Raw genomic sequence first — 22,046 nt, forward strand, 5'->3', positions numbered from 1 at the left:
ACCAGGTGTAATCATTGTAAGATGTCATATATATGTATTGCGGAGTGAGTATATGTATTGCGGAGTAAGGAAAAACGGAGACGCACACAATGGAAACACCCAATCAGCCCGGCGATTGCATAAAGGTGACGACGCTCCTGCATGTGCTGGAAAGCCTGCGTGATGATATGCTTGCCGGCGTACATAGCGGGCGGCCTATTCTTGACGAGCTAGACGACAGTTACCGGGAAAGCGCATGCAACCTCCTTGCCTATCTGGCATTGCGCCGCCACGATATCCGTAATCTACAGACGCAGTTGACCGAACTGGGGCTTTCCTCTTTAGGTCGTTCGGAAGGACACATTCTTTCTTCCGTCGGCGCGGTTATCGCGCTGCTGCGGATGATGAGCGGCACTTCAGCCAAATCCATTGAACCGCCGCAGGGACTCAACCTGTCCAGCAATCGCGCGCTACTGGCCGAACACGCCGATGCGCTTTTCGGACCGGAGCCCATCGGCCGCAGAGCGCGCATCATGGTAACCCTGTCCAGCGAGGCCGCGGATAACTATCCGCTGGTGCGCGATCTGCTGGCCGCCCATATGGATAGCGCCCGCATCAACTCCGCCCATGACGGCCCGGATGAATGGCTGCGCATGATTGAACACGTGCGGCGGGCGCAGCGTGAACTGGGCAAACATTGCCAGGTGATGATGGATCTCGCCGGGCCGAAAATGCGCACCGGACGCATCCAGCCGGAGACGGCGGCCGTTAAAGTGCGCCCGGTGCGCGACGGCCTGGGCAAAGTATTGCGTCCGGCGCGAATCTGGCTGACGGCCCTGGAGCGCCCAGAGCCGGCGCCCGCCGCGGCGGATGCGGTCATTCCTGTAGCGGATGACTGGCTGCGGAAGCTGCGCAGAGGGCTATCGGTTAGTTTTCGCGATACCCGAAACGCGCGCCGGCGTCTGGCGCTGGTCGAGACCGGCGGTGAGTCCGGTTGCTGGGCCGAATTGCACAAAACCGCCTACCTGATTTCCGGCCTGGTTTTGAACCTGCACGATGGGAACGAGGTCGTTCAAACCACCATCGGCGACATTCCGCCGCTTGAAGGGAAAATTCCTTTGCGACAGGGCGATCTGCTGCAGCTTACCGCTGATGCCGAAAACGGACGGCCGGCGAGTTATGATAGCGCCGGCAACCTGCTTTCTCCCGCGCATATCGGTTGTTCTCTGCCGAAAGTGCTCGATCAGATACACGCTGGCGAATCCGTCTGGTTCGACGACGGCAAGATCGGCGGCGTAGTCGAATCCGTGGAAAAGAGCCGCCTTAACGTGCGTATCACCCAGGCGCCCGGCCCGACCGCGTTGAAAAGCGACAAAGGCATCAATTTTCCGCTGAGCAATCTGCATCTGGATCCGCTTGGTCCCGACGACCTGAAGGTTCTGGCATTCGCGATCGAGCATGCCGACCTGGTGGCGATGTCCTTTGTCAATCGCCCGGAGGATGTGGCGGTATTGCTCAATGAGCTTGCCCGGCGTCGGGCGGACGATATTGGCGTGGTTCTCAAGATCGAGACCCGCTGCGGTTTTGAAAACCTGCCGGCGCTGCTGCTGGAAGGCATGCGCAAGCGCCGCTTCGGCGTGATGATCGCCCGCGGCGATTTGGCCGTAGAAGGCGGGTTCGAACGTATGGCGGAACTACAGGAAGAAATTCTCTGTTTGTGCGAGGCGTCCCACGTGCCGGTTATATGGGCTACGCAGGTGCTGGAAAATCTGGCGAAGAAGGGTTCTCCGTCGCGAGCCGAGATCACCGACGCCGCAAGCGGCGTCCGCACCGAATGCGTGATGCTCAATAAAGGGCTCCATGTGCGGGAAGCGGTGCGTATGCTGAATGACTTGCTGGCCCGCATGCAGGAAAATCTGCATAAGCACAGTCAGCTAATGCGGAGCCTGAAGGTGGCCCGCCAGCCGGATATCGCCGGGGTGTTGAAACGAAGCAAAAATTGTATCGCTAACCCTCAGCGCACCATCTGATTGATTTCCATGATCGGCAACAGCACCGCGAGCACGATCATCATGACGATGCCGCCCATGCCCAGGATCATCAGCGGCTCCAGCAGCGCCGTCAGGCGCGCGGCGCGGTGTTCCAGATCGCGGGAGAGGTTGGCCGCGGCGCGGTCGAGCATCGTCGCCAGCGCGCCGGTCTTTTCGCCGCTGGCGGTCAGATGGATCAGATTCGGCGGAAAAACCTTCTGTACGCGCAGCGCCGCGGCCAGCGGCGCCCCTTCCCTGACGCGCGCCGTCGCATCCAGCACGCACTGCCGGAGGTAGTCGTTGCCCAGCGTCTGGCGCGCGGCGTCGAGCGCGCGCAGCAGCGGTACGCCGGCATCCATCAGGATAGCCAGCGTCGAGGCGAAGCGCGCGGTATTCGATCCCAGCACGTATTTGCCCGCCAGCGGCAGGCGCAGCAGCAGGCCGTGCCAGCGCAGCCGGGCCGCATCGTTACGCAACGACCGGCGCCACAGCGTAAAACCGCCCGTCAGCGCGGCGGCGGCGAGCCAGCCCCATTCGCGCACGAAGCGGCTGGCCGTCAGCATTACCTGGGTAATGGCGGGCAGATCCTGACGCGCCTGCGAGAATGCGCCGACCACCTGCGGCACCACATAGCCCAGCAGGAAGATGACGATGCACAGCGATACGCAGGCGACCACCGCCGGATAGATAAAGGCGGTCAACATTTTGCTGCGCAGATTATCGCGGCTTTCCAGATAGTCGGCCAGCCGCTCCATCACGCGCGCCAGATCGCCGGAATCCTCGCCGGCGCCGATCAGGGCGCGATAGATGGGAGGAAAATCGCGCGGACGTTGGCCCAGGGCGTCGGCCAGGCGCATACCGCCGCGCACCTGGTTGCACACATCGGTGAGCGCCTCGGCGACCACTTTTTTTTCGGCCTGCTCGACGGTCGCCGTTAGGGCCGCCTCCAGCGGCAGGCTCGCCCCCAGCAAGCTGGCCAACTCCCGCGTGGCCCAGCATAGATCCGCCGCGCTCAATCTGGGGCTTAGCCATGCGTTCCCCTGCCCGGCGGCGCTCTGCCGGATTTCCAGCGGCGTCAGGCCGCGTTCGCGCAGTTGCGCGCGTACCGCGCGCGCCGATTCGGCCTCTATGACGCCCGCCTGGATCTGTCCCGTCCCGTTGGCGGCCTCGAAGCGGAACCTCGCCATCGTCCCCCCTTACCCCTCGTCGCGCGTGACGCGCAAGATCTCTTCGGCCGTGGTTACGCCGGCATCGACCCAGCGCTGACCATCTTCGCGCATAGTGCGCATGCCGCCGCGCCGCGCCGCCGCGCGCATGGCCTGCTCGTCGCCGCCGGCATGGATGATGCGGCGGATCTCGTCATCAATGACGAACAGTTCATGGATGCCGGTGCGTCCCTTGAAGCCGGAATGATTGCAGCGATCGCAGCCCACGGGCAGGTAACGGACGCTGCCGTCGGGCAACGTCTGCGCGCGTTTACAGTACGGACACAGACAGCGAACCAGCCGCTGCGCCAGTACGCCCAGCAGCGACGAGGAGAGCAGAAAAGGTTCAATGCCCATGTCGGTCATGCGGGTGACGGCGGAAATGGCGTCGTTGGTGTGCAGCGACGCCAGTACGCCGTGCCCGGTGAGCGAAGACTGTACGGCGATCTGCGCGGTCTCCAGATCGCGGATTTCGCCGATCATGATGTTGTCCGGATCCTGACGCAACGCCGCGCGCAACGCCGCGCCGAAGGTCATGCCGATCTTGCCGTGCACCGGGATCTGGTTGATGCCCGGCAGATCGTATTCCACCGGATCCTCTACGGTGAGGATATTGCTGACGCTTTTATCAAGCTGGTCGAGCGCGGCGTAGAGCGTGGTGGTCTTGCCGCTGCCGGTGGGCCCGGTCACCAGTACGATGCCGTGCGGCTGGCGGATCAGGCGCGTCAGTTCCGCCAGGGTCTCGTGCGCCAGCCCCAGCTTCGCCAGTTGCAGGCGGCCGGCGTCCTTTTCCAGCAGGCGCAGCACCGCGCGCTCGCCATGCACCGTCGGCACGGTGGAGACGCGCACATCGATGGGCCGCCCCCCCACGCGCAGGGTGATGCGGCCGTCCTGCGGGATGCGTTTTTCGGCGATATCCAATTGCGCCATGATCTTGATGCGTGAGATCAGCGCGGCGTGCAGCGCCTTACGCGGCGCCACTACATCGCGCAGCGTGCCATCCACCCGGTAACGCACCACCGAACTGGTTTCAAACACCTCGAAATGCAGATCGCTGGCGCCGTCGCGCGCGGCTTGGGTCAGCAAGGCGTTGATCATGCGGATAACGGGAGCGTCGTCGCGGGCGTCAAGCAGATCGGTCACCGCCGGGATATCCTGCATCAGCCGTTCCAGATCGACCTCGGATTCCGCCGCGCCCATCACCGCGGCCGCGCTGCCGGACTCCGCATAAACCGCCGCCAACAGGGCGTCCATCTCCTTTTCCGCCACCTCTTGCAGCGCGTAAACCCCAGTCCGGCGCCGCGCCTCCCCCACCGCCCAGCCGGGCGTGTCCGCACAAAGCGCCAGACGCGTCTCGCCGCCATCATCACGCCGCACGACGATGCGCTGCGCGCGCGCCCAAGCGTGGGGCAGCAGCAGTTCGGGCCGGGCCGGAATACTCATGGCGTCACCACGATTTCAGGCGTATAGCCCAGTTCGCGCAGCAGGGCCACCGCCTTATCCACTGATGCCGCATCACGGGGCGCATCCACGCGCACCGCGTAGCCGGCGCCCGCCGGACCGGCGACGATGTACGCCTGTAGACCGCCGACGCGCACCCGTCTGGCGATGGCGGCCGCGTCATTTTCCCGTGCGACGTCAGCCACCTGCAATATGCTGGTATTGCCGGCCGGCATAGCGTGGAGCATCGAAGAATGGCCGGAAACGGCCCCCGAACGCGGCCGCGTTTCGCCGGTGATTGGCGTAGCGATCGACGCCTGCCGCAGATCCAGCGCCGCCCCGCCGCCTGCAGCCTGCACGCCGGCCGGCGGCAGGATGGGCGCCGACATATCCGGCAACAGCGGATGTCCGCCGGGCTGTACGCGGCTTTGCAGCGTGCGCATGAAGTTGTAGCGATCCTGAGTCAGACCGCGCCCCGCTTCGGCATTGCGGATGACGTAAGGGCGCAGAAAGATCATCAGATTGGTTTTGACGCTCTGGCGTTTATCGTAGCGGAACAGCGCGCCCAGCAGGGGAATCGAGCCCAGTATCGGCACGGATTCGGATTGGATGGTGACGTTGTCGTCCAACAGCCCGCCCAGCACCATGATCTGGCCGTCGTCGAGCAGCACGCTGGTATCCAGCGCCCGTTTGTTGGTGACGATGCCCGCGGCGCCGGAGCTCTGCTCGTCGATGCTGGAAACCTCCTGGTAAATGTCCAGCTTGACGGCGCCGCCCTCCGAGATTTGCGGCCGGATGTTGAGCTTCAGCCCGACATCCTCCCGTTCGACGGTCTGGAACGGATTATCGCTGCTGCCGCCGCTGGTGACGTACTGACCGCTGACGAAGGGCACGGTTTTGCCGACCATGATCGAGGCGGGCTCGTTGTCGAGCGTCAGAATATTGGGCGTGGAGAGAATATTGGCCCCGCCCTTGCTCTGCAGCGCGCGGGCCAGTACCTCCAGATTGACGATTTCCCCTACGCCCGGCAGCGTGACCGTGCCGTTGATAATTCCCAGGTTCAGCCCCTGGGGCAGCAGATCGATGGTGTTGGTTGCGCTGGTGTTCAAACCCGCGCCGCCGAGATTGGCGCCGCCGATGAAACGCCCGCCGTTGCGCATCCATTGAATACCGAACTCCGCGGCATCGTTTTCCAGCACCTCGACGATCAGCGTCTCCACCAGCACCTGCGCCCGCCGCTGGTCCAGCAGATCGATGACGCTGCGCAGACTGCGGTACATGGGTTCGGGCGCCGAGATAATCAGAGTATTGGTGGCGGGATCCGCCTGTACCGTCACGCCGTCGGCGGAGAACGCGCCGCTGTCTTCGCCGCCGGAAGCGTCCTGCGCGCCGCTTCCTGTGGCAAATCGCTGGCTGACGGCCGTCGCGTTTTGGGAAGCGCCGCTGGAGGAGGAGGAAGACGATGTGCCGCCGCTGGTCCCCGTAGATCCCGTCCCGCCGCTCATTCCGCCTGCGCCGAGAGCGGCGCGGGCGTTGCCGTCGCTGCCGAGCGCGCTACCGCCGCTATCGCCGGTGAGCAAGCCGCGCAACACTTTCATCAAAGAGGATGCCTGAGCGTTACGCAGATAAACGACGTGAAGGTTGCCGGGATCCTGCTGCACATTATCGAGCTCAACGATCAAATCGCGCGCCAGCGCGGTGCGCGCCGGACTGCTGGCGCGGATGATGACGCTGTTGGAGCGCGGATCGGCCAGTACGGCGATGTCGCGCTGGCTGTCATTGTTCTGCAGCAGTTCATTGGTCAGTCCGGCAATATCGACGGCGATGCCGTTATAGACCGGAACGACATCCGTATCCAGCGCCGTGGGCGTGTCGATGCTCTCGATAATGCGGGCGATGCGATCCAGGTTATCAACATAGTCCGTCACCACCAGGGTGTTGTTGGCGGCATAGGCGGCGATACTGCTCTCAGGCGCGATCATCGGTTTGAGAACGCCGACCAGCGCTTCGGCCTTTTCATAAGCCAAACGAAAGGTGCGGGTGGCGACGCCGCCGCCGGGCGCCGCGGCGTTGACGGCGCCGCCCTGGATCCTGGCATCGGCCGCCGGCACTACGCGGCTGACGTCGCCGACGTCCACGATGGTGAAGCCGCGCATGCGCAGGGCCGAGACCAGCATGTCATAGGCGGTGTTTGCCGGCACTTCCCCTTCGGAAACCAGCGTGAGTTGCCCCTTGACGCGCGGATCGATGAGGAAGTGGCGACCCAGAAAGCGGGACATGGCCGCGATAACGGATTCGATTTCCACATTGGTGAAAGTGAGCGTCACCTTTTCATCGGCGGCGAACAGCGGCCGTCGGGACGTGACTGCGGGCGAGCCGGGGCGGTTCTGCCCCACCGGCCGCACGACATGCCGCCGGGAAGCGGTTTCCGCGGTTCCTCCCGGCCTGGCCGCTTCCTGCGCCTGCGGCGAGGCGGCACGCCCTGAACTGGGTACATAGACGCCGTCGCGGAAAAGCGATTCCGTTTGCGGATCGGTTGTCGTACAGCCCGACAACGCCAGGCCGCACATCAGTATGCCTTTTGTGAACGTTCGCCGCACCGAGCGATGCTTCATGGCTCTCTCCCTGCTGATGATTGCACCGCCACGGTGACGGTGGCATGAACGCGCACCGGACGATCCGACGCCGGCAATTCGTTTTCTTCCGGCGGGCGGCTGAGAATCGCGTGCTGCACGGACATGCCCAGCGAAGCAGGCGCATTCAGCAGCCAGCTCATCAATCGGGCAGCGTCCGTCGGACTCTCAAAGGCCAGCAGAAGCGCATCGCCGGACATCTCGATCCGGTTATGCCCAGCCAGCCCCGCGTTATCCAGGCTGGCCGTCAGGCGCGCAACCGGCGGCAAAGACGACGTCGGCGCGCCGGCGGCCACGCCGACATCGGCCAATACCTCCTGCAATGCCGCCGCCTGCGAATGCAGGCGAGGCAGTTCGCGATCCCAGTACGCCAGCGTATCCAGCGCGGGCTTCACCAGCAGCAGCCAGACGACGGCCGCGACAAGCGCAGCGGCCGTCAGAACAATCTGTCTTCGCTCCCGGCGGTTCAGCGCCAGCCAGCGGCCCCGCGTCTGAACCAGAACGGGACGAACGCGCGCGCCCATCTTCTGCAGCAATCGTCGAACGCCGCCGGGGACAGCGATCCGGCCGTTCCGGCGACGGGAGACGAGTAGGTTTGTCCAGCCGCTCATGGCGTATTCCCCGCCTCGGCGTCCGCCTGCAGGAACAGCCCGTCGCCGTCGGCGCGGATCGCCAGACCTCGCTCCCGCGCCTGTTCCCGCAGTGCGCGCAACTCTTCGCCGCTGAAGGCGGCGCCGGCGCGCGGTTGAAGGCTCAGTTGCCCGTCGCGGTACTCCAGTCTTTGTATCTGGCCGTCCGCCTGCGGCAACAGGTTCGCGGCGGCGCGGATCAGCGCCGGAAAATCCGCGTCCGTGCCGGCGGAAACGCCGTTGCCGCGCCGCGCATCGCGCTGTTGCCTGGCCTGCTGCAGCGGATCGATGACAACCGGAATGTCGGGAAACGCGGTCTTTACCTGTTCTGTCATCATTCGATTCAACGCCTTGCCGCGGACATCCGTCTGCGCGGCATAAAGGTTGAGCCCCGTCAGCCAGATCGCCGCGACGGCGCAGCCCCAGCCCGCCGCAGGCAACGCCCAGCGCAGACCGGACAATGCGTTAGCCTCGCCCATGACGGACATAGACCAGGACCAGCCATCTCCCTGCCAGACCATCGGTTCGGAGGCGGACTCCACGGCGTGTTCCGGCATAGCCGGGAGCCAGCGCACCTCGGCGACGTCGGGGTGCAATCCCTGCACGCGCTGCGCAACCCGCGCCATATCAAGGCGCTCCTCGGCCAGCGGATACAAGCAACCGGAGCTCACGCCGGCGCGCACGATAACCCAGTCGTCGAACCGCACCGCCGTAGCGGCCTGCGCATCGAAGCAAGGCAGAAATGCGGGCGGCGGATAAACGGCCCGGACCATCAGGCCGTGCCGGCGCAATTCCTGCAGCGCCGATCGGAGCAACGCCGCATCGGCCCAGGCTACGGGCACCTTACCGTTTGCGGCGCGCGCGCCGAACCCCACGGACAGCGATTCCGGCGGCGTCAACGCCAATGGCTCCAGCGCGCCCAGTACGGCGATGCGGAGCCGTTTGACCGGCAGCGGCGGCAATTCCACTTCCGCCATGGCAACGTCGGCAGGATGCGGACAGGCTTCAATACGCCGGGCCTGATACAAGCGGGAAATGGCGGCGGGATCGTCATGCGCGGCGCTTTGCCAGCGCCCTTGCGGCGTGCGCCAGGCACATCGCAACGGCGATTGAGCATCGCCCTGAGAGGGCGGCAGCACAAGGCGCAGGAGATCGACTTTCATTCTCAGACTCCCTCCCTGAACCAGATCACCCGAGGCAGGGTTTCCTTGTCGTCATGCAGCAACGCCTGCATCATCACCAGGGTATGGGGCAGACGCAGCGCGGCGGACACGCGAAACCATTGGCTGGTAATGCCGATATGCACGGTGTTCGCAACCAGTTCCGGCATTTGCAGGCGGTTGACGAAATCGCCGCGATTGATGAACCACTGCCCGCCGTCGCGAGTCTGCAACAGCGCGCGAGCGCGCTCCAGCGGCAGCCCCGGCACCCAGGCGGCGATGAGTTCCGCCGATGCGGTATTGCCGTTTATCCAGGTGCGCCGGGGCAGCACGGTGACATAAGGCTGGAGCCGCGCCACGCTCTCCGCGGCTACGTGCGGAACGGCCAGCAGATCCTCGACGACCCGCAGTCTCGGCGCCAGTTCCCGCTGCGGGATATCGGCCAGGCCGAGCCGTTCTGCGGCGGCCCGCGCGGCCTCGGACTCCGGCGGCGCAGCGTCCGTCCGGCGCTCCGCGGCGACCAGGCTCACGACCACCCGGCGCGCCATCAGCATACCCTGCTCTTCCGGCACCCCCAACAGCGCGCACAGACGCAGGAACGCGTCGATTTCGATCGGATCGGGCAAACCGTTGTCCACCAGATTACGCAGATTGAATTTGGCCTGTTCGTCGACGATCTCGCTGAATAGCCGTGCGGGCTCGCCCGCCACCGGCCCGATGGTCAAACCGGCCACCGGCCGGTTCCAGCGGCCGTCCAGACGCGTGACCGGCCCCCGCATCGCTTCGGCCCGCAGCGTCAGTTGGGCGCGCGCCAGCTCGCCGCGCAGCAGCCAACCAGCCTGTAAACGAGTCAGTTCGCTCTGAACGCCGCGGATCGCCACGGTTTGACGTCCCATCATCGCCGCGGCCAGCACGGCGATGATAGCGACCACCAGCAGTACGCCGATCACGGCCATGCCTTGCTGAGCGCGGCGCGCCGGACATTGGAACGAGAAATGCGCCCGTCGGTTCGCCGAGGATGCCATGCATTCCGCCATATCGTCAGCGCCTACAGCTGCCAGGAGCCGATATCGGCGGCCACGTTTTCTCCGCCAGGTTCGCCATCCGAGCCTAGAGAGAACACGTCGATTTCACCGTTGACGCCGGGATTGAGATACTGATATGGATTGCCCCAGGGATCGTTGGGCAAGCGCTCCAGATAAGCGCGCCAGTTGGTCGGCGCCTTGCCGGCTGCGGGCTTTTCCACCAGCGCCCGCAGCCCCTGCTCGGTGCTGGGATAGGCGCCGTTGTCCAGCCGGTAGAGTTTAAGCGCCTGCATAATGGCGCCGACATCCTGGCGCGCAGCCGTGGCGCGGGCCTGATCCGGCCTGTCCATCAGGCTGGGTACGACCAGGGCGGCGAGAACGCCCATGATGACCAGCACCACCATGATTTCAATCAGCGAGAACCCCCGCTGCCGCCGTAGGCGATCCGACAGAGTCCGGGGATCTGCAGCGATCATATCTATTCTCCCAGCCGTTTGTTCCGCCTGGAAAATGATCGCAAGTTTATGTTTCCTCCTGATGGACTTTTTCCGGGATAATTTCCGCTTTTTCGCCGGCGAAAGACGGGAGTTCAGGTCATTTCGGCAAAAAATATCCACGATATTCCTTCATCGTACCGTCATCATCTCCGCTATTTAGCGATGCGACGGGCGCGCCCGGTTCATTGATGCCAGCGCGCGGTTGGTTTGCCGCGGTTATCTGGGAATGACGAGTTTTAGCGGAGCGCCGGGCGGATTGAATATCTTATCCGCCGGCGGCGCCGAGACAGAAAAGGAGAGGGTTCAGCTTAACAGCACGATATCGCCGGGCAGCGTCGTCACTCTGGCGCCATAGGAACGATGGATAAGGTCGATAACGTCATCCAGCTGTTCGAGGGAAAAACGGCCATGAACCTGCCGGCGGGCGAGTTCCTTGTTCAGCAGAATGATCCGCCCTTTGCGGTAGCGGTTCACTTCGGCGATCACGTCGCTGAGCGGCGTATGGTCGAACAATATCTGTCGATAACGCCATGCCAGCACTTTGCGTAGATCGACCTGAGTTACCGGAAGCAGACGTGAATAGGCATAGCGCACCTGCTCGCCCGGCAGCAGCGTCAGCGATGCTTGCTCGCATCGCACCTGAACCTGCCCTTCCAAACAGGTTACGCTGACGTTATCGTCAAAATAGAGAATATTAAACCAGGCGTTCCGGGCCAGCACCGTCCCCACCCCCGCTTTTACGCTGACTTCGCCCGCATCTGTTCCCAACGCCTGAATCTGGGCCTCCCCCTTTCGCAGCTCAAGCGAGGTCGACTGCGGCGCGCTGGCAAGCACGTCGATCTGCGTGCGGGTATTTATCTCCAACGTAATATCCTGCCGCAGAAGGATGCTTTTCTGCTCTCCCGCCGCGGTGCTGAAATCGCCGCTGCTTCCCGGCAGCCGCGGCCAGTCAAACAGTTGCCGTGTCGCCAGAACGCCCGCCGCGCACATCGCGCCGGCAAGCATCGCGCGTCGCGTTTTATTTACCGGCGCGCCGCCCGCCGCCGACCGCGACGGCGCCGTCAGCAGCGCCGGTTCCATCTGCCGCCAAAGCATACGTATTTCCGCAAAGGCGGCATAATGTTCCGGGCTTTGCGCCAGCCATTGCCGGAAGGCGGCCGCATCGTTGGTAGTCGCGCGGCCCGAAGTTAACCGGATCAACCAGGTTCTTGCTTCCATTGATTGCTTACTCTTCCGCCTGCGCCGAGTCAGGAAATTCATCGCCGCTTCATACTCCGTTCATCAACATTTATCATATTCCCCGTTACCACCAGCCCGGTTAATATCAGGTTCTACTTATCAGACGTTTTTCGCGCCTTCGGACCGAACCGCTGCACGACTTCTTTTTGCATTTTTTTAGCGCAAAACTGTAAAGCGGTCTTCAGCTCTTTTTCGACCATGCGCGTAGAGATGCTGAACCGGTTGGCGATTTCTTGATGGGATTTACCTTCAAGACGCGAAGCGATCAATATTTCCTGCTGACGCCAGGATAGTTGCGCAATCACCTGACGCAAGCGAACAATTTCCCGCTGTCCGTCCGCAAGACGTTCAAGATCCTGAGTGGCGTCCGTTACCTGTATCAGTTCGTCGATTTCGCTGGCGACAAGCAGCCGTCCCCCCTGTTGATGGGTATTGTCGATCGCCACATTCAGCGCGGTGCGGTAAAGATAAGCCGAAGGGTTATAGACCTCTTTATCCTGCTCTAACTGGTTGATACGCAGCCAGGCGTCGTGCAATGCGTCCTCAGCCAGTTCGTCCGACCCCAACCGGTATTTAAGTTTTTTTAATAATACGTTGTAATACAACAGAAAATGCTCACGCATTTTATCCCCGGCGTCCAGGCATTCCTTGCCGGAATTCACTTCAGACAAAAACAAAACCGTTATCGGCTGAGGAAGTCCGGGAGGAGGCTCGGACCGGAGCCGCATGCGTCGCACCGCCTCCGTTAGCGCCTTATCGCGGGAGGGAAGACCGGTAGAAGTCAACAAACGCAGCCTGGTCACCTGCCCGCGGGCCGAAATCCAAAGTTGCATAACGGTGCGGAAATCTCCCGGACGCGTCAGGGCATCGGCACAAAGCGCGTCCCTGAGCTCCCGTTGTAATATGGCGCCAAACCAGTTGCCCCCTAATCCGGGCATGGATACATCACCCGAGGCGGACGGCGCCGTCTCTTGTAAATTCGCGCTCCGCGGCGCTTTCACCAATGTGAACGACCGATCGCGCGCATATCGAACCGACAAACCGCTTCCCTGCAACAGCGCGGCCAATGCCGTCTCCGGCGCCATCGCGCCTTCGACCGCCGCGGACGTTTTCCCCGCCGTCAGGCCGCTGTCAACCAGCACAGCCCACCCCGACTGCTCGCTAAAAAGCGTTAATGCCTTGGTCAATGGCTGAACGGGAATACGAAAATAACGGACAGAAGACGGGCTCCCCTCATTGGGGTCTGGTTGGGCTGGAGCAGACATCGGCAGCAGGCAGAGCAACAGACAGCAACCAATACGGAACAAAAATTGTGCCGCATGACGTATCCCGACGCTCTGGCAGCAAGCTCCCACCCCATCACTCCCGGTGACGTCTACGTGCTAACAAGCACACCCACAATTAGTCTGGTAATGGGGAATAGTAGAAATTATTAATGACAAAAAAATGACGTTCCGGTTTCATCACAACGATGACGTTTGCGAACGGCGCGTTCGCAAACGTCATCTTATTGCCATCCTGCGGCGCTACGCTATGGCGTAAACACGGTGATGATGACGAAAGGCGGAGCGATGAAAATAGTACGCCAAGCAACGCTATGCGGCACGCTGATGCTGACGGCCGGCATAGTCCTGGCGGCGGAGACGCCCGCCTTCCGGCAGAATAATGCCCCGGCGTCCTGCGTGGAGGCGGAAGTGAACGGCTACCGCGCCCTTCCGCTGGACTGCTATCAGCAACTTATGACGCCGCCCGCCTCTGCCGCCAAACAGGGCGCTATCGGGAAACCGGCCTCCTCCGACATCAGCGCCCGGCAGCCTAATCACATCGGGCTATTCAGCGCTTCCGCGCTGCGTAACCGTATGGGCAACACGCTGGGAACATCGGTCTATCCGCAACGCCCCTAAGCGGAGGCCGCCGAGCCGAGCGATCGGAATCGCGCGCCGCGCGTATCCCGCGTTGCCGGCCTCCATGTCAAACCGCCCTCGCACCACGACCGCGACGAACATATGCTGAAATGCGCGATGTGGTGCAACAGACGGTTAACTCCTTAATATTTCCTTAAGAAATCACCGGCAAGATACGCTGTATTTACGTGCGATCCCGGTTACGTTATTTCAGATCGAAGCGGCGAGACGTTTTTAGCGCCGCCCACCCTCACGCCGATGGACGCAGGGTTACATTACTTGGGTTACACATTGATTTAACATATGTTCTATAGTAGTGATACATGACAACGTATTATCCGAACGTTTTTGGCTGTCTGCATACCTTATAGATTTCGAGTGGCAGGACAAAACGTTATCGCTTTGCATAACGCAAAGCGTCGGCCTTTACGGACGAGACTCATTCATGAGCCTCGTATAACGCGGCAAGCAAGTACCCAAGCGACGCCCCTGCGGCTTGAAAGATGAAGGATATAAACCAGGGCCTGGAATTTGGAGGAAGTTATGTCACCTTATGGTCGTTTCCACTCTCCGATGCGCTACCGCAGTCTCTTTCTCTCTGATCTTCATTTGGGCTCGCGGGGATGCCGTGCCGATAAACTGCTCGCGTTTCTCAGACTGCATGAAGCCGATCATATCTATCTGGTGGGGGATACCTTTGATTTCTGGCATCGCCGCGCCGTCCACTGGACGCCGCATCATGACTTCATCATTGATTTGCTCCGCCGCCGCGAGCAACAGGGCGTAAAAATAGTGCGGCTTCCCGGCAACCACGACCCGCTTAGCCTGACCGGGGAGAACATTCACCCGCAGTTGGCCTCCCTGGCGGCAACCGTAGGCCCTGTTATCCACAAGGCCGCCGACAAACGACGCTATCTTGTTTTGCACGGCGACTGCTGCGACTTCTGGCACGGCCGTTCTTATACCGTCTCGCGTCTGGGCAGCGGCATCGATTGGTATCTGCGCAGCAGGCAGGAATTACGGCGTTCCGGCCGCCCAGACGGCGGCGCGGATGAGCCGGCTCCGCTTCGTCTGATAAACCGGGTCGGCTCGATTCTGAAGTACCGCGGCCGCATTGAACAGCGGCTGATCGCGCTGGCCAGGCAAAACGGCGCGGACGGCATCATCTGCGGTCATCTGCACAAACCCGCACTACAGACGCGCAACGGCATTGTGTATGCCAATTGCGGAGACTGGGTTAGCAGCCTGAGCGCCATTGCGGAAGATACTTTGGGCAGATTTAGTCTGATTGACTGGAGTAGTTGCCCATCACTGCTATTATCGGATACAGCTACGACTATTCCCGTTTCGGAACCCGAGAGCGAGACCGCTACCGCATGACTCTAATCGCCACTTTTGCCGCCGTAATCTGCGGCACGCTTACCGTAATCCAGTTTGGTTCTCTCGGCCTTGCCCTGTGGCGTCTGCGTCGTCCGCTAAAGAAAAAAGAAGCAGGCCGCGAGTATCCATTTATCGCGCTGACCCGCCCCCTATGCGGTCAGGATAGTTTCGAAGAAGAGACGCTGCGTTCGAGCTTTCAGCAAGACTATCCCAACTATGAAATCCTGTTCTGCGTCGCTTCCGCGGATGATCCGGTCATCCCGCTGGTGGAAAAGGTTATCGCCTCCTACCCTGAACGGCCCGCGCGTCTGTTGATAGGCGAAGACAAGATCTCCGGCAACCCCAAGATAAACAATCTGAACAAAGCCTGGCATGCCACCCGCTCGGACTGGGTGGTGATGGCCGACAGCAACCTGCTGCTGCCGGCTGATTACCTGCTTTCCCTGATGGATACCTTTGACGATCAAACCGGGCTGGTCAGTTCGCCCGCGTTCGGGATACGCCCCGAAAATCTGTGGGGAGCGGTGGAAGCGGCGATGTTTAATACCCATCAGGCTCGCTGGCAATTTCTGTCCGATTTCGCGGGTATGGGCTTTGCCCAGGGGAAAACGCTCTTCTGGCGCCGCGCCGTGCTGGAAAACGGCGGCGGCCTGAGCGCGCTTGGCGCCGAACTGGCGGAGGACGTGGCGTCAACCAAGCTGGTGCGTAACGCCGGGTTGAAGGTACGTCTGCCCCCGCGTCCCTTTCCGCTGCCGATTGGCCGCCGCAGCCTGAGCGCGGTCTGGAGCCGCCAGTTGCGCTGGGCGCGTATCCGGCGTTTTGGTTTTCTGTGGCTGTTTATCCCTGAAATACTGCTGGGATCGCTGCCGCCGCTGGCGGCTGCGGTCTATCTGGCGGCCATTGACGTTTTCCCCTGGGCGATACCGCCGGCGCTGATGGCTATGTGGTATGCTGCGGAATGGGGATTGGCAAAAGCGGCCGGCTGGCCTCACCACCCGCGAGACGTACTGGCGATGGCGATCCGCGATATCCTGTTCCCCGCACTGTGGTTATGGTGCTGGACCGGACGCAGCTTCGTCTGGCGCGGCAATATACTGGATGCAAAGCCATCGCCCTCGGGCAATCGGCAACCCGGTAAGTGAAAAGAGAATTAGCATGTTCGATCTGCAAACCATAGAGACGCTCATCAGAGCGCACGGGCTGATGCTGCTCACCCCGCTGGCGGTCATCGAGGGGCCCATCGTCACCGTGATTGCCGCCTACATGGCCCGTCTCGACTACTTTAGTCTGAGCGCGGTATGCGTCATCGTCATCCTCGGCGATCTGGTCGGCGACACGGGGTTTTACGCGCTGGGACGCTGGGTGATCGATCCCGATGGCCAGCCGCCCAAATGGTTGGCCCGTCTGGGACTAAGCCGCGCCAGATTGGAGAAAATGGTCAGCAGTTTCGACAACCGGGGGGGCAGGATCCTGGTATTCGGTAAAATGACCCATTCGGCCGGCGCCGTTGTCCTGGCGGCGGCCGGCATGGCGCGCATGAATTTTGGCGCCTTCCTGCTCTACAACACCCTGGCCACCGTTCCCAAAAGCCTGTTTTTTGTGGCCGTCGGCTGGATGTTCGGCCATGCCATCGAGCAGGTAGACCACTGGATAGTGTATGTATCCCTGACCCTGCTGATCCTGGTGATTGCAATCGGCGTGATGTGGCTGAGGCCGGAAAAATGATCTCCGTAAGCTGCATCATCCCGGCTCACAACGAAGCGCTGCGGATTGGCAACGTGCTTGAGGCGGTTATCCGCCACCCGCTGCTGTGCGAAATTATCGTGGTGGACGACGCTTCCTCCGATGGCACGGCCGAACTGGCGCAACGGCAGGGAATAACGGTCATCCGGCTGCCGGAAAACCGAGGCAAGAGCCAGGCCGTGGCGGAAGGTATCGCCGCCGCCGCCGGCAGCCACCTGCTGCTGCTTGACGCCGATCTGGTCGGACTGACGGCGGATGACATCACGTCATTAATACAGCCGGTGCAACAACAGCAGGCCGACGTCACGATCAGCCTGCGGCGCAACAGCCCCTTTCTCTGGCGCGTCATCGGGCTTGACTATATTTCCGGAGAACGCGTATTCGCACGCGCCATGATCGCCGCGCGTCTGGATGAATTACGCTCGCTGCCGCATTTCGGGCTGGAGGTCTGGCTTAATCAGATCTGGATCGCGCAGAATGCGCGCGTCCGGGTAGTTAAATGGCCGCGCGTCATCAGCCCTTACAAAGCCGCCAAGATGGGCTGGCTGCGCGGTCTGCGCGCCGATGCCGCCATGATGCGCGATATTTTCCATACTATCTCCCTAGGTGAAGCCCTGCGCCAGATCATCACCCTGCTGCGCCGACGCCGGGCCTGATCCGTCCGGCCTCCCCCTCTCGTCCCTGGCGGCTGTCCCGCTGCTCCAACGAAAGCGTTCGATCGGTTCGCAATTATCCCCTTTGCATTCAATGGTCAAAACTTGACCGTCAATTAAACTATGTGGTTATATGAATCATTATCGTTATTCTTTTTGCCCTTGATTATCCGGCATTCTCACTCAAGTTTTTAAAGGGCAGACAACAATAAGGCAACATAATATGTTTGAGTTGGAAGGGCCGTACTCTGTCGATGCGCCTTGGCTGTGGCCGGACGAACTCTGGCGCCGCCAGGTGGATCGCGTCCGCGCCGGCCGCTCGCTGAAACCCCATGCCTGGAAGGACGGCGCGCGTATGGCGGTAGCCCTCTCTTTTGATGCCGATCATGAGACATTTGAACTGCGTAACGGCGGGCTGTCGGCGGGACGCCTGAGCCAGGGCCAGTATGGCGCGCGCGCCGGTATGCCGCGCATCCTGCGCCTGCTGGAGAAATATGGCGTGCCGGCTTCGTTTTTCGTGCCTGCGGTATCGGCGATGATCAACGCCGGAGAAGTGCGCGATGTGGCGGCGGCGGGTCATGAAATCGGCATACACAGTTGGATCCATGAGTTTAACTCCGCTCTTGACGCCGACACTGAACGCGATCTGACCCTGCGCGCCGCCGATGTGCTGGAGCGGCTGTCGGGCGTCCGGCCGGTGGGCATGCGTACCGCCTCATGGGATTTCAGCCCCGCCACGCTCGGCATCGCCCGCGAGATGGCGTTGCTCTACGACTCCTCGCTGATGGCCGACGACGAACCCTATGAGCTACTGGAAGACGGTCAGCCGACCGGCATCGTCGAAATCCCGGTGGAATGGATCCGCGACGATGCCCCCTATTTCGCCATGGATCGGATGAGCGCCGCCCGTCCCTATGGCGATCCGCTGATGGTACTGGGCATTTTGCAGCGTGAACTGGAAATGGCCTACCAGGAAGGCGGCCTGTTCCAGTTGACCCTCCACCCCCACCATTCAGGACACCGCTCACGGCTGTTCCTGCTGGAGGAAATCATTCGTCTGGCGCAGTCCAAAGGCGATGTCTGGTTTACCACCCATGCGGATCTGGCGGCGTTCTGCGCCGCCAGCGCCGGTCTTGAGCGCAATACCCCGCGGTAATCCATCAGCGTCGCCGGCGGGAAATAACCCTGTATTCTGGTCTGAAGAGAGTGACGAATATGTCTATGATATTGAGATGGGCCGCAGCCGCCGCCCTGACGCTGGCGGCGTCCCTGGCGGCCGCCCAGCCGGTAAAAGAAACCCTGACCATCGATTTACCGGGCGACGCGGCGACGCTCGATCCGCATCTGCAATGGAACACCGATAGCTACAGCGTCTATCGCAATATATTCGATAATTTGCTGACCCGCGACGCCGCCGGCAAGATCGCGCCGCAGATCGCCGCCTCCTGGACCTATGTCAACGACACCACCATCGACTTCCAGATCCGCGATGACGTCAGCTTTCAGGACGGCAGCCAGCTCACCGCCGACGACGTGGTCTACAGCATCAGGCGCATCATCAATCCGGAACTGAAAAGCCCCCAGTTATCCCAGTTTGATCAGATCGATAGCGCCGAAGTCACCGGCCCCAATCAGGTACGCATAACCACCAAATCCCCTTACCCGGCGCTGCTGGCGCAACTGGTCAAGCTCTCCATCGTCCCGCGGGCCTATGTGGAAAAGGTCGGCGATCAGCAATTCAATCAGCGCCCCCTGGGCAGCGGCCCCTACCGGCTGCTTAACTGGCAAAAGGGCGTGCAGATAGAATTACAGGCCAACGAGCGCTACTGGCGCGGAACGCCCCCCTTCCCGCGGGTGGTGTTCCGCGCGGTGCCCGATGTCGCGACCCGGATTGCCGACCTACAGACCGGCAAAGCGGATTTGATCCGCGATCTGCCGCCGGATCAGACCGCCGCCGTACAAAATAACGCCGATACGCAAGTACTTTCGGCGCCTACCGAACGCATCGGCTATCTGTTTATCAATGCCCAGGCGGGCCCGACCAGCGATGTCCGCGTCCGTCAGGCCATCGCCTATGCCATCGATCGCCAGGCGCTGATCGACGCGCTGCTGGAAGGTTATGCCGCGCCGGTCAACGTGCTCGGCGCGCCGCCGGTGTTCGGCTATACCGACCAGGTACCGGGCTATCCGTTCGATCCGGATAAGGCGCGCGAATTGGTCAAAGCCGCGGGAGCCGAAGGGGCGACCATCACCTTCCTGACCTCGCCGGTTTACAGCCGCGCCATGGTCGAGGCGATTCAGCAGATGATTAACGATGTCGGCCTGAAGGTGGAAATCCAGTCCAGCGATCAGCCGACCTTCCTGAAACGGCGTCAGGGCGAAGCCGCCAATGCCGGCGGTCTGGCTCTTGGCGCCTGGTCCTGCGCCTGCCAGGATGCGGACGGCGTGATTTTCCCGCTGTTCCGCAGCGGCAGCCTATGGGCCAAGTACCACAATGCCGACTTTGACGCCCTGGTGGACAGCGCGCGTTCGATCCTCGACAGCGGGCAGCGGCTGGAAAAATATCGCCAGGCCTATCAAATCCTGCATGACGAGGCGCCCGGCATCGGGCTATATCAGGCCTATGCGATATACGGCGCCAGCAAGCACCTGGAGTGGCGGCCGAGCGCCAACGAAGCGATGTTCGTAATGGATATGAGCTGGAAGCCGAAGCCGTAGCCAGAGGGGCGCGATGTGTTGAGATATATAGCCGGACGGCTGTTGCATGCCGCTATCGCCATCCTTGGGGTGCTGACCATCGTATTTATGATTATGCACCTGTCGGGGGATCCCACCCTGCTGCTGGTGCCGCAGGACGCGTCCGCCGAGATGATCAACGCCCTGCGCCGGCAGTTGGGTTTCGACCGGCCGCTGGGAGTGCAATATCTGGCCTATTTGAACGATCTGGCCCATCTGGATTTCGGTATTTCCGTGGTGCAACGCGTGCCGGCGCTGGAGATTGTCGCCTCCAGACTGCCCTATACCTTGATGCTGGCGGCCGGCGCGCTGCTGGTGGCCATCGGCGTCGGCATTCCGGTCGGCATCCTGATGGCGACGCGGCGCGGCGGCTGGCTGGAACGGTTGTTGACCGCCATCGTGGTCACCGGACAAAGCGTGCCCACTTTTCTATCGGGCATTTTGCTGATTTTTATTTTTGCCGTCACCCTGCGCTGGCTGCCGACTTCGGGATCGCAGGAGCTGTCCGCGCTGATCATGCCCTCTATCGCCCTCGGTGCGATTTCGATGTCGACGTTCGCCCGCATGACGCGTATCTCGGTGCTTGATGAACTGGGCAAGGAATATGTCAGAGCGGCGCTGGCCAGGGGGATGTCCCGCGGCGCCATCGTCCGCCGCCACGTGCTGCGCAACGCCGCCATTCCGGTGATCACCATCGCCGCGCTGGAGATTGGCAATCTGTTGGCCGGGGCGGTGATTATCGAAACGGTGTTCGCCTGGCCGGGCATCGGCCAGTTGGCGATCCAGTCCATTCAGTCGCGGGATTTCCTGGTGGTGCAGGTGATTGTGCTGCTGATTTCCTTTGTCTATGTGATGACCAGCATTCTCGCCGATCTGGTGTACGCGCTGGTCGATCCGCGTATCCGTCTGGCGCGTTGAGGAGCCGCAATATGCAATTCGTCCATCCGGCGGTCGCCAGGAGCAGGAGAACGGTGCCGCTTTCGGTGCTGGTCGTTTCGTTGATTCTGGCGCTAATCGTACTGCTGGCGATCTTCGCCCCCTGGATCGCGCCGTTGGATCCGGCGCGGCAGAACCTGCTGGCGCGGCTGAAGCCGCCGGGCTTTGAGGCCAGAGGCGTCGTCTTCTGGTTCGGCACCGACGATCTGGGCCGCGATCTGCTGTCGCGCACCCTATACGGCGCCAGAGTCTCCCTGAGCGTGGCGGTGCTGTCGGTGGCGGTTTCGACCCTGGTCGGGGTGACGCTGGGCATGATTGCCGGCTGGTTTCGCGGCGCCGCCGAAACCCTGATCATGCGGTTGGTGGATATCATGATGTCGATTCCGGCGATCCTGCTGGCGGTGCTAACGGTGGCGGTGCTGGGACCGGGCTTTCTCAAGCTGGTGCTGGTGCTGGCGTTAACCCGCTGGCCGCGTTACACGCGTGTAGCCTATGCCCAGACGCTGCAAATCGCCAATCTGCCGTTCATCAAAGCCTCGGAGCTGGCCGGCGCCGGGGCGGCGCGTATTCTGCTGCGCCATATTTTACCGAATATCGCCGGCCCGCTGCTGATTGTCGCCACCGCCGAATTTGGGTTGATGATCCTGATGGAGGCCGGCCTGTCGTTTCTCGGACTGGGCATTCAGCCGCCGGCCTCCAGTTGGGGGTCGATCATGAGCGTCGGCCGACAGTATATCGAACGCGCCTGGTGGATTGTCGCCTTCCCCGGCGTCTGCCTGTTCCTGCTGGTTTTTTCCGTTAATGTGCTGGGAGACTGGCTGCGCGATCGGCTCGATCCCCGTTCCCGTATACGCTGA

At 62.0% G+C, this 22,046-nt stretch carries 19 protein-coding genes; 10 read left to right on the plus strand and 9 right to left on the minus strand.

Going from position 1 to position 22,046, the window contains the following annotated elements:
* Positions 1 to 89: 89 nt before the first annotated feature.
* On the plus strand, positions 90 to 2,009 hold the full coding sequence (locus tag HC231_RS12980; protein WP_208227053.1) for a pyruvate kinase: 1,920 nt from the start codon (positions 90 to 92) through the stop codon (positions 2,007 to 2,009).
* Here the strand turns inward: HC231_RS12980 and gspF are convergent.
* The 9 genes from gspF to HC231_RS13025 form a co-directional block, all read right to left on the minus strand.
* Positions 1,994 to 3,196: a type II secretion system inner membrane protein GspF gene (gspF, locus tag HC231_RS12985; RefSeq protein WP_208227054.1), complete on the minus strand. Its 1,203-nt coding sequence runs from the start codon at positions 3,194 to 3,196 to the stop codon at positions 1,994 to 1,996. The genes HC231_RS12980 and gspF overlap by 16 nt on opposite strands.
* A gap of 9 nt (positions 3,197 to 3,205) precedes the next feature.
* Entirely contained in the window at positions 3,206 to 4,657 is a 1,452-nt protein-coding gene (gene gspE, locus HC231_RS12990) for a type II secretion system ATPase GspE (RefSeq protein WP_208227055.1), read from the minus strand.
* Positions 4,654 to 7,269, minus strand: coding sequence for a type II secretion system secretin GspD (gene gspD / locus HC231_RS12995; RefSeq protein WP_208227056.1), 2,616 nt, complete (start codon positions 7,267 to 7,269; stop codon positions 4,654 to 4,656). The genes gspE and gspD overlap by 4 nt, the downstream gene beginning before the upstream one ends.
* Positions 7,266 to 7,898, minus strand: coding sequence for a type II secretion system protein GspM (gspM, locus tag HC231_RS13000; RefSeq protein ID WP_208227057.1), 633 nt, complete (start codon positions 7,896 to 7,898; stop codon positions 7,266 to 7,268). The genes gspD and gspM overlap by 4 nt, the downstream gene beginning before the upstream one ends.
* Positions 7,895 to 9,079, minus strand: coding sequence for a type II secretion system protein GspL (gene gspL, locus HC231_RS13005; protein ID WP_208227058.1), 1,185 nt, complete (start codon positions 9,077 to 9,079; stop codon positions 7,895 to 7,897). Before gspL ends, gspM begins: the two co-directional genes overlap by 4 nt.
* Before the next feature lie 2 nt (positions 9,080 to 9,081).
* A complete protein-coding gene (gspK, locus tag HC231_RS13010; protein WP_208227059.1) occupies positions 9,082 to 10,101 on the minus strand; it encodes a type II secretion system minor pseudopilin GspK in 1,020 nt (339 codons plus the stop codon).
* A gap of 23 nt (positions 10,102 to 10,124) precedes the next feature.
* Positions 10,125 to 10,577, minus strand: a complete 453-nt coding sequence (gene gspG, locus HC231_RS13015) for a type II secretion system major pseudopilin GspG (protein ID WP_208227060.1) — start codon at positions 10,575 to 10,577, stop codon at positions 10,125 to 10,127.
* A gap of 324 nt (positions 10,578 to 10,901) precedes the next feature.
* Positions 10,902 to 11,816 (minus strand): FecR family protein, encoded by a 915-nt coding sequence (locus HC231_RS13020; RefSeq protein WP_208227061.1) that lies wholly within the window; start codon positions 11,814 to 11,816, stop codon positions 10,902 to 10,904.
* A 113-nt stretch (positions 11,817 to 11,929) separates the two neighbouring features.
* Entirely contained in the window at positions 11,930 to 13,144 is a 1,215-nt protein-coding gene (locus HC231_RS13025; RefSeq protein WP_208227062.1) for a sigma-70 family RNA polymerase sigma factor, read from the minus strand.
* A gap of 264 nt (positions 13,145 to 13,408) precedes the next feature.
* On the opposite strand from HC231_RS13025, the gene HC231_RS13030 reads away from it, so the two are divergent.
* The 9 genes from HC231_RS13030 (at position 13,409) to HC231_RS13070 (ending at position 22,046) form a co-directional block, all read left to right on the plus strand.
* On the plus strand, positions 13,409 to 13,741 hold the full coding sequence (locus HC231_RS13030) for a hypothetical protein (RefSeq protein ID WP_208227063.1): 333 nt from the start codon (positions 13,409 to 13,411) through the stop codon (positions 13,739 to 13,741).
* A 543-nt stretch (positions 13,742 to 14,284) separates the two neighbouring features.
* Positions 14,285 to 15,121: a UDP-2,3-diacylglucosamine diphosphatase gene (locus HC231_RS13035; RefSeq protein ID WP_208227064.1), complete on the plus strand. Its 837-nt coding sequence runs from the start codon at positions 14,285 to 14,287 to the stop codon at positions 15,119 to 15,121.
* The gene (locus HC231_RS13040; protein ID WP_208227065.1) at positions 15,118 to 16,263 is read left to right on the plus strand and encodes a ceramide glucosyltransferase; all 1,146 of its coding nucleotides are present in this window, start codon (positions 15,118 to 15,120) and stop codon (positions 16,261 to 16,263) included. The genes HC231_RS13035 and HC231_RS13040 overlap by 4 nt, the downstream gene beginning before the upstream one ends.
* A complete protein-coding gene (locus HC231_RS13045; protein WP_246494490.1) occupies positions 16,220 to 16,846 on the plus strand; it encodes a DedA family protein in 627 nt (208 codons plus the stop codon). The genes HC231_RS13040 and HC231_RS13045 overlap by 44 nt, the downstream gene beginning before the upstream one ends.
* A complete protein-coding gene (locus HC231_RS13050) occupies positions 16,843 to 17,520 on the plus strand; it encodes a glycosyltransferase family 2 protein (protein WP_208227066.1) in 678 nt (225 codons plus the stop codon). Before HC231_RS13045 ends, HC231_RS13050 begins: the two co-directional genes overlap by 4 nt.
* 220 nt (positions 17,521 to 17,740) lie before the next feature.
* Complete coding sequence (locus tag HC231_RS13055; protein WP_208227067.1) at positions 17,741 to 18,673, plus strand: polysaccharide deacetylase family protein; 933 nt, start codon at positions 17,741 to 17,743, stop codon at positions 18,671 to 18,673.
* Between the two features lie 59 nt (positions 18,674 to 18,732).
* On the plus strand, positions 18,733 to 20,235 hold the full coding sequence (locus HC231_RS13060) for an ABC transporter substrate-binding protein (protein WP_208227068.1): 1,503 nt from the start codon (positions 18,733 to 18,735) through the stop codon (positions 20,233 to 20,235).
* 15 nt (positions 20,236 to 20,250) lie between these two features.
* A complete protein-coding gene (locus HC231_RS13065) occupies positions 20,251 to 21,171 on the plus strand; it encodes an ABC transporter permease (RefSeq protein ID WP_208227069.1) in 921 nt (306 codons plus the stop codon).
* Positions 21,172 to 21,182: 11 nt separating this feature from the next.
* Complete coding sequence (locus tag HC231_RS13070) at positions 21,183 to 22,046, plus strand: ABC transporter permease (RefSeq protein ID WP_208227070.1); 864 nt, start codon at positions 21,183 to 21,185, stop codon at positions 22,044 to 22,046.

It is taken from the genome of Brenneria izadpanahii (assembly GCF_017569925.1).
Taxonomy (GTDB): domain Bacteria; phylum Pseudomonadota; class Gammaproteobacteria; order Enterobacterales; family Enterobacteriaceae; genus Brenneria; species Brenneria izadpanahii.

Coding starts and splice junctions, on each gene's coding strand:
- HC231_RS12980 (WP_208227053.1), top strand. CDS start 90: ATGGAAACACCCAATCAGCCCGGCGATTGCATAAAGGTGACGACGCTC.
- gspF (WP_208227054.1), bottom strand. CDS start 3,196: ATGGCGAGGTTCCGCTTCGAGGCCGCCAACGGGACGGGACAGATCCAG.
- gspE (WP_208227055.1), bottom strand. CDS start 4,657: ATGAGTATTCCGGCCCGGCCCGAACTGCTGCTGCCCCACGCTTGGGCG.
- gspD (WP_208227056.1), bottom strand. CDS start 7,269: ATGAAGCATCGCTCGGTGCGGCGAACGTTCACAAAAGGCATACTGATG.
- gspM (WP_208227057.1), bottom strand. CDS start 7,898: ATGAGCGGCTGGACAAACCTACTCGTCTCCCGTCGCCGGAACGGCCGG.
- gspL (WP_208227058.1), bottom strand. CDS start 9,079: ATGAAAGTCGATCTCCTGCGCCTTGTGCTGCCGCCCTCTCAGGGCGAT.
- gspK (WP_208227059.1), bottom strand. CDS start 10,101: ATGGCATCCTCGGCGAACCGACGGGCGCATTTCTCGTTCCAATGTCCG.
- gspG (WP_208227060.1), bottom strand. CDS start 10,577: ATGATCGCTGCAGATCCCCGGACTCTGTCGGATCGCCTACGGCGGCAG.
- HC231_RS13020 (WP_208227061.1), bottom strand. CDS start 11,816: ATGGAAGCAAGAACCTGGTTGATCCGGTTAACTTCGGGCCGCGCGACT.
- HC231_RS13030 (WP_208227063.1), top strand. CDS start 13,409: ATGAAAATAGTACGCCAAGCAACGCTATGCGGCACGCTGATGCTGACG.
- HC231_RS13035 (WP_208227064.1), top strand. CDS start 14,285: ATGTCACCTTATGGTCGTTTCCACTCTCCGATGCGCTACCGCAGTCTC.
- HC231_RS13040 (WP_208227065.1), top strand. CDS start 15,118: ATGACTCTAATCGCCACTTTTGCCGCCGTAATCTGCGGCACGCTTACC.
- HC231_RS13045 (WP_246494490.1), top strand. CDS start 16,220: ATGCAAAGCCATCGCCCTCGGGCAATCGGCAACCCGGTAAGTGAAAAG.
- HC231_RS13050 (WP_208227066.1), top strand. CDS start 16,843: ATGATCTCCGTAAGCTGCATCATCCCGGCTCACAACGAAGCGCTGCGG.
- HC231_RS13055 (WP_208227067.1), top strand. CDS start 17,741: ATGTTTGAGTTGGAAGGGCCGTACTCTGTCGATGCGCCTTGGCTGTGG.
- HC231_RS13060 (WP_208227068.1), top strand. CDS start 18,733: ATGTCTATGATATTGAGATGGGCCGCAGCCGCCGCCCTGACGCTGGCG.
- HC231_RS13070 (WP_208227070.1), top strand. CDS start 21,183: ATGCAATTCGTCCATCCGGCGGTCGCCAGGAGCAGGAGAACGGTGCCG.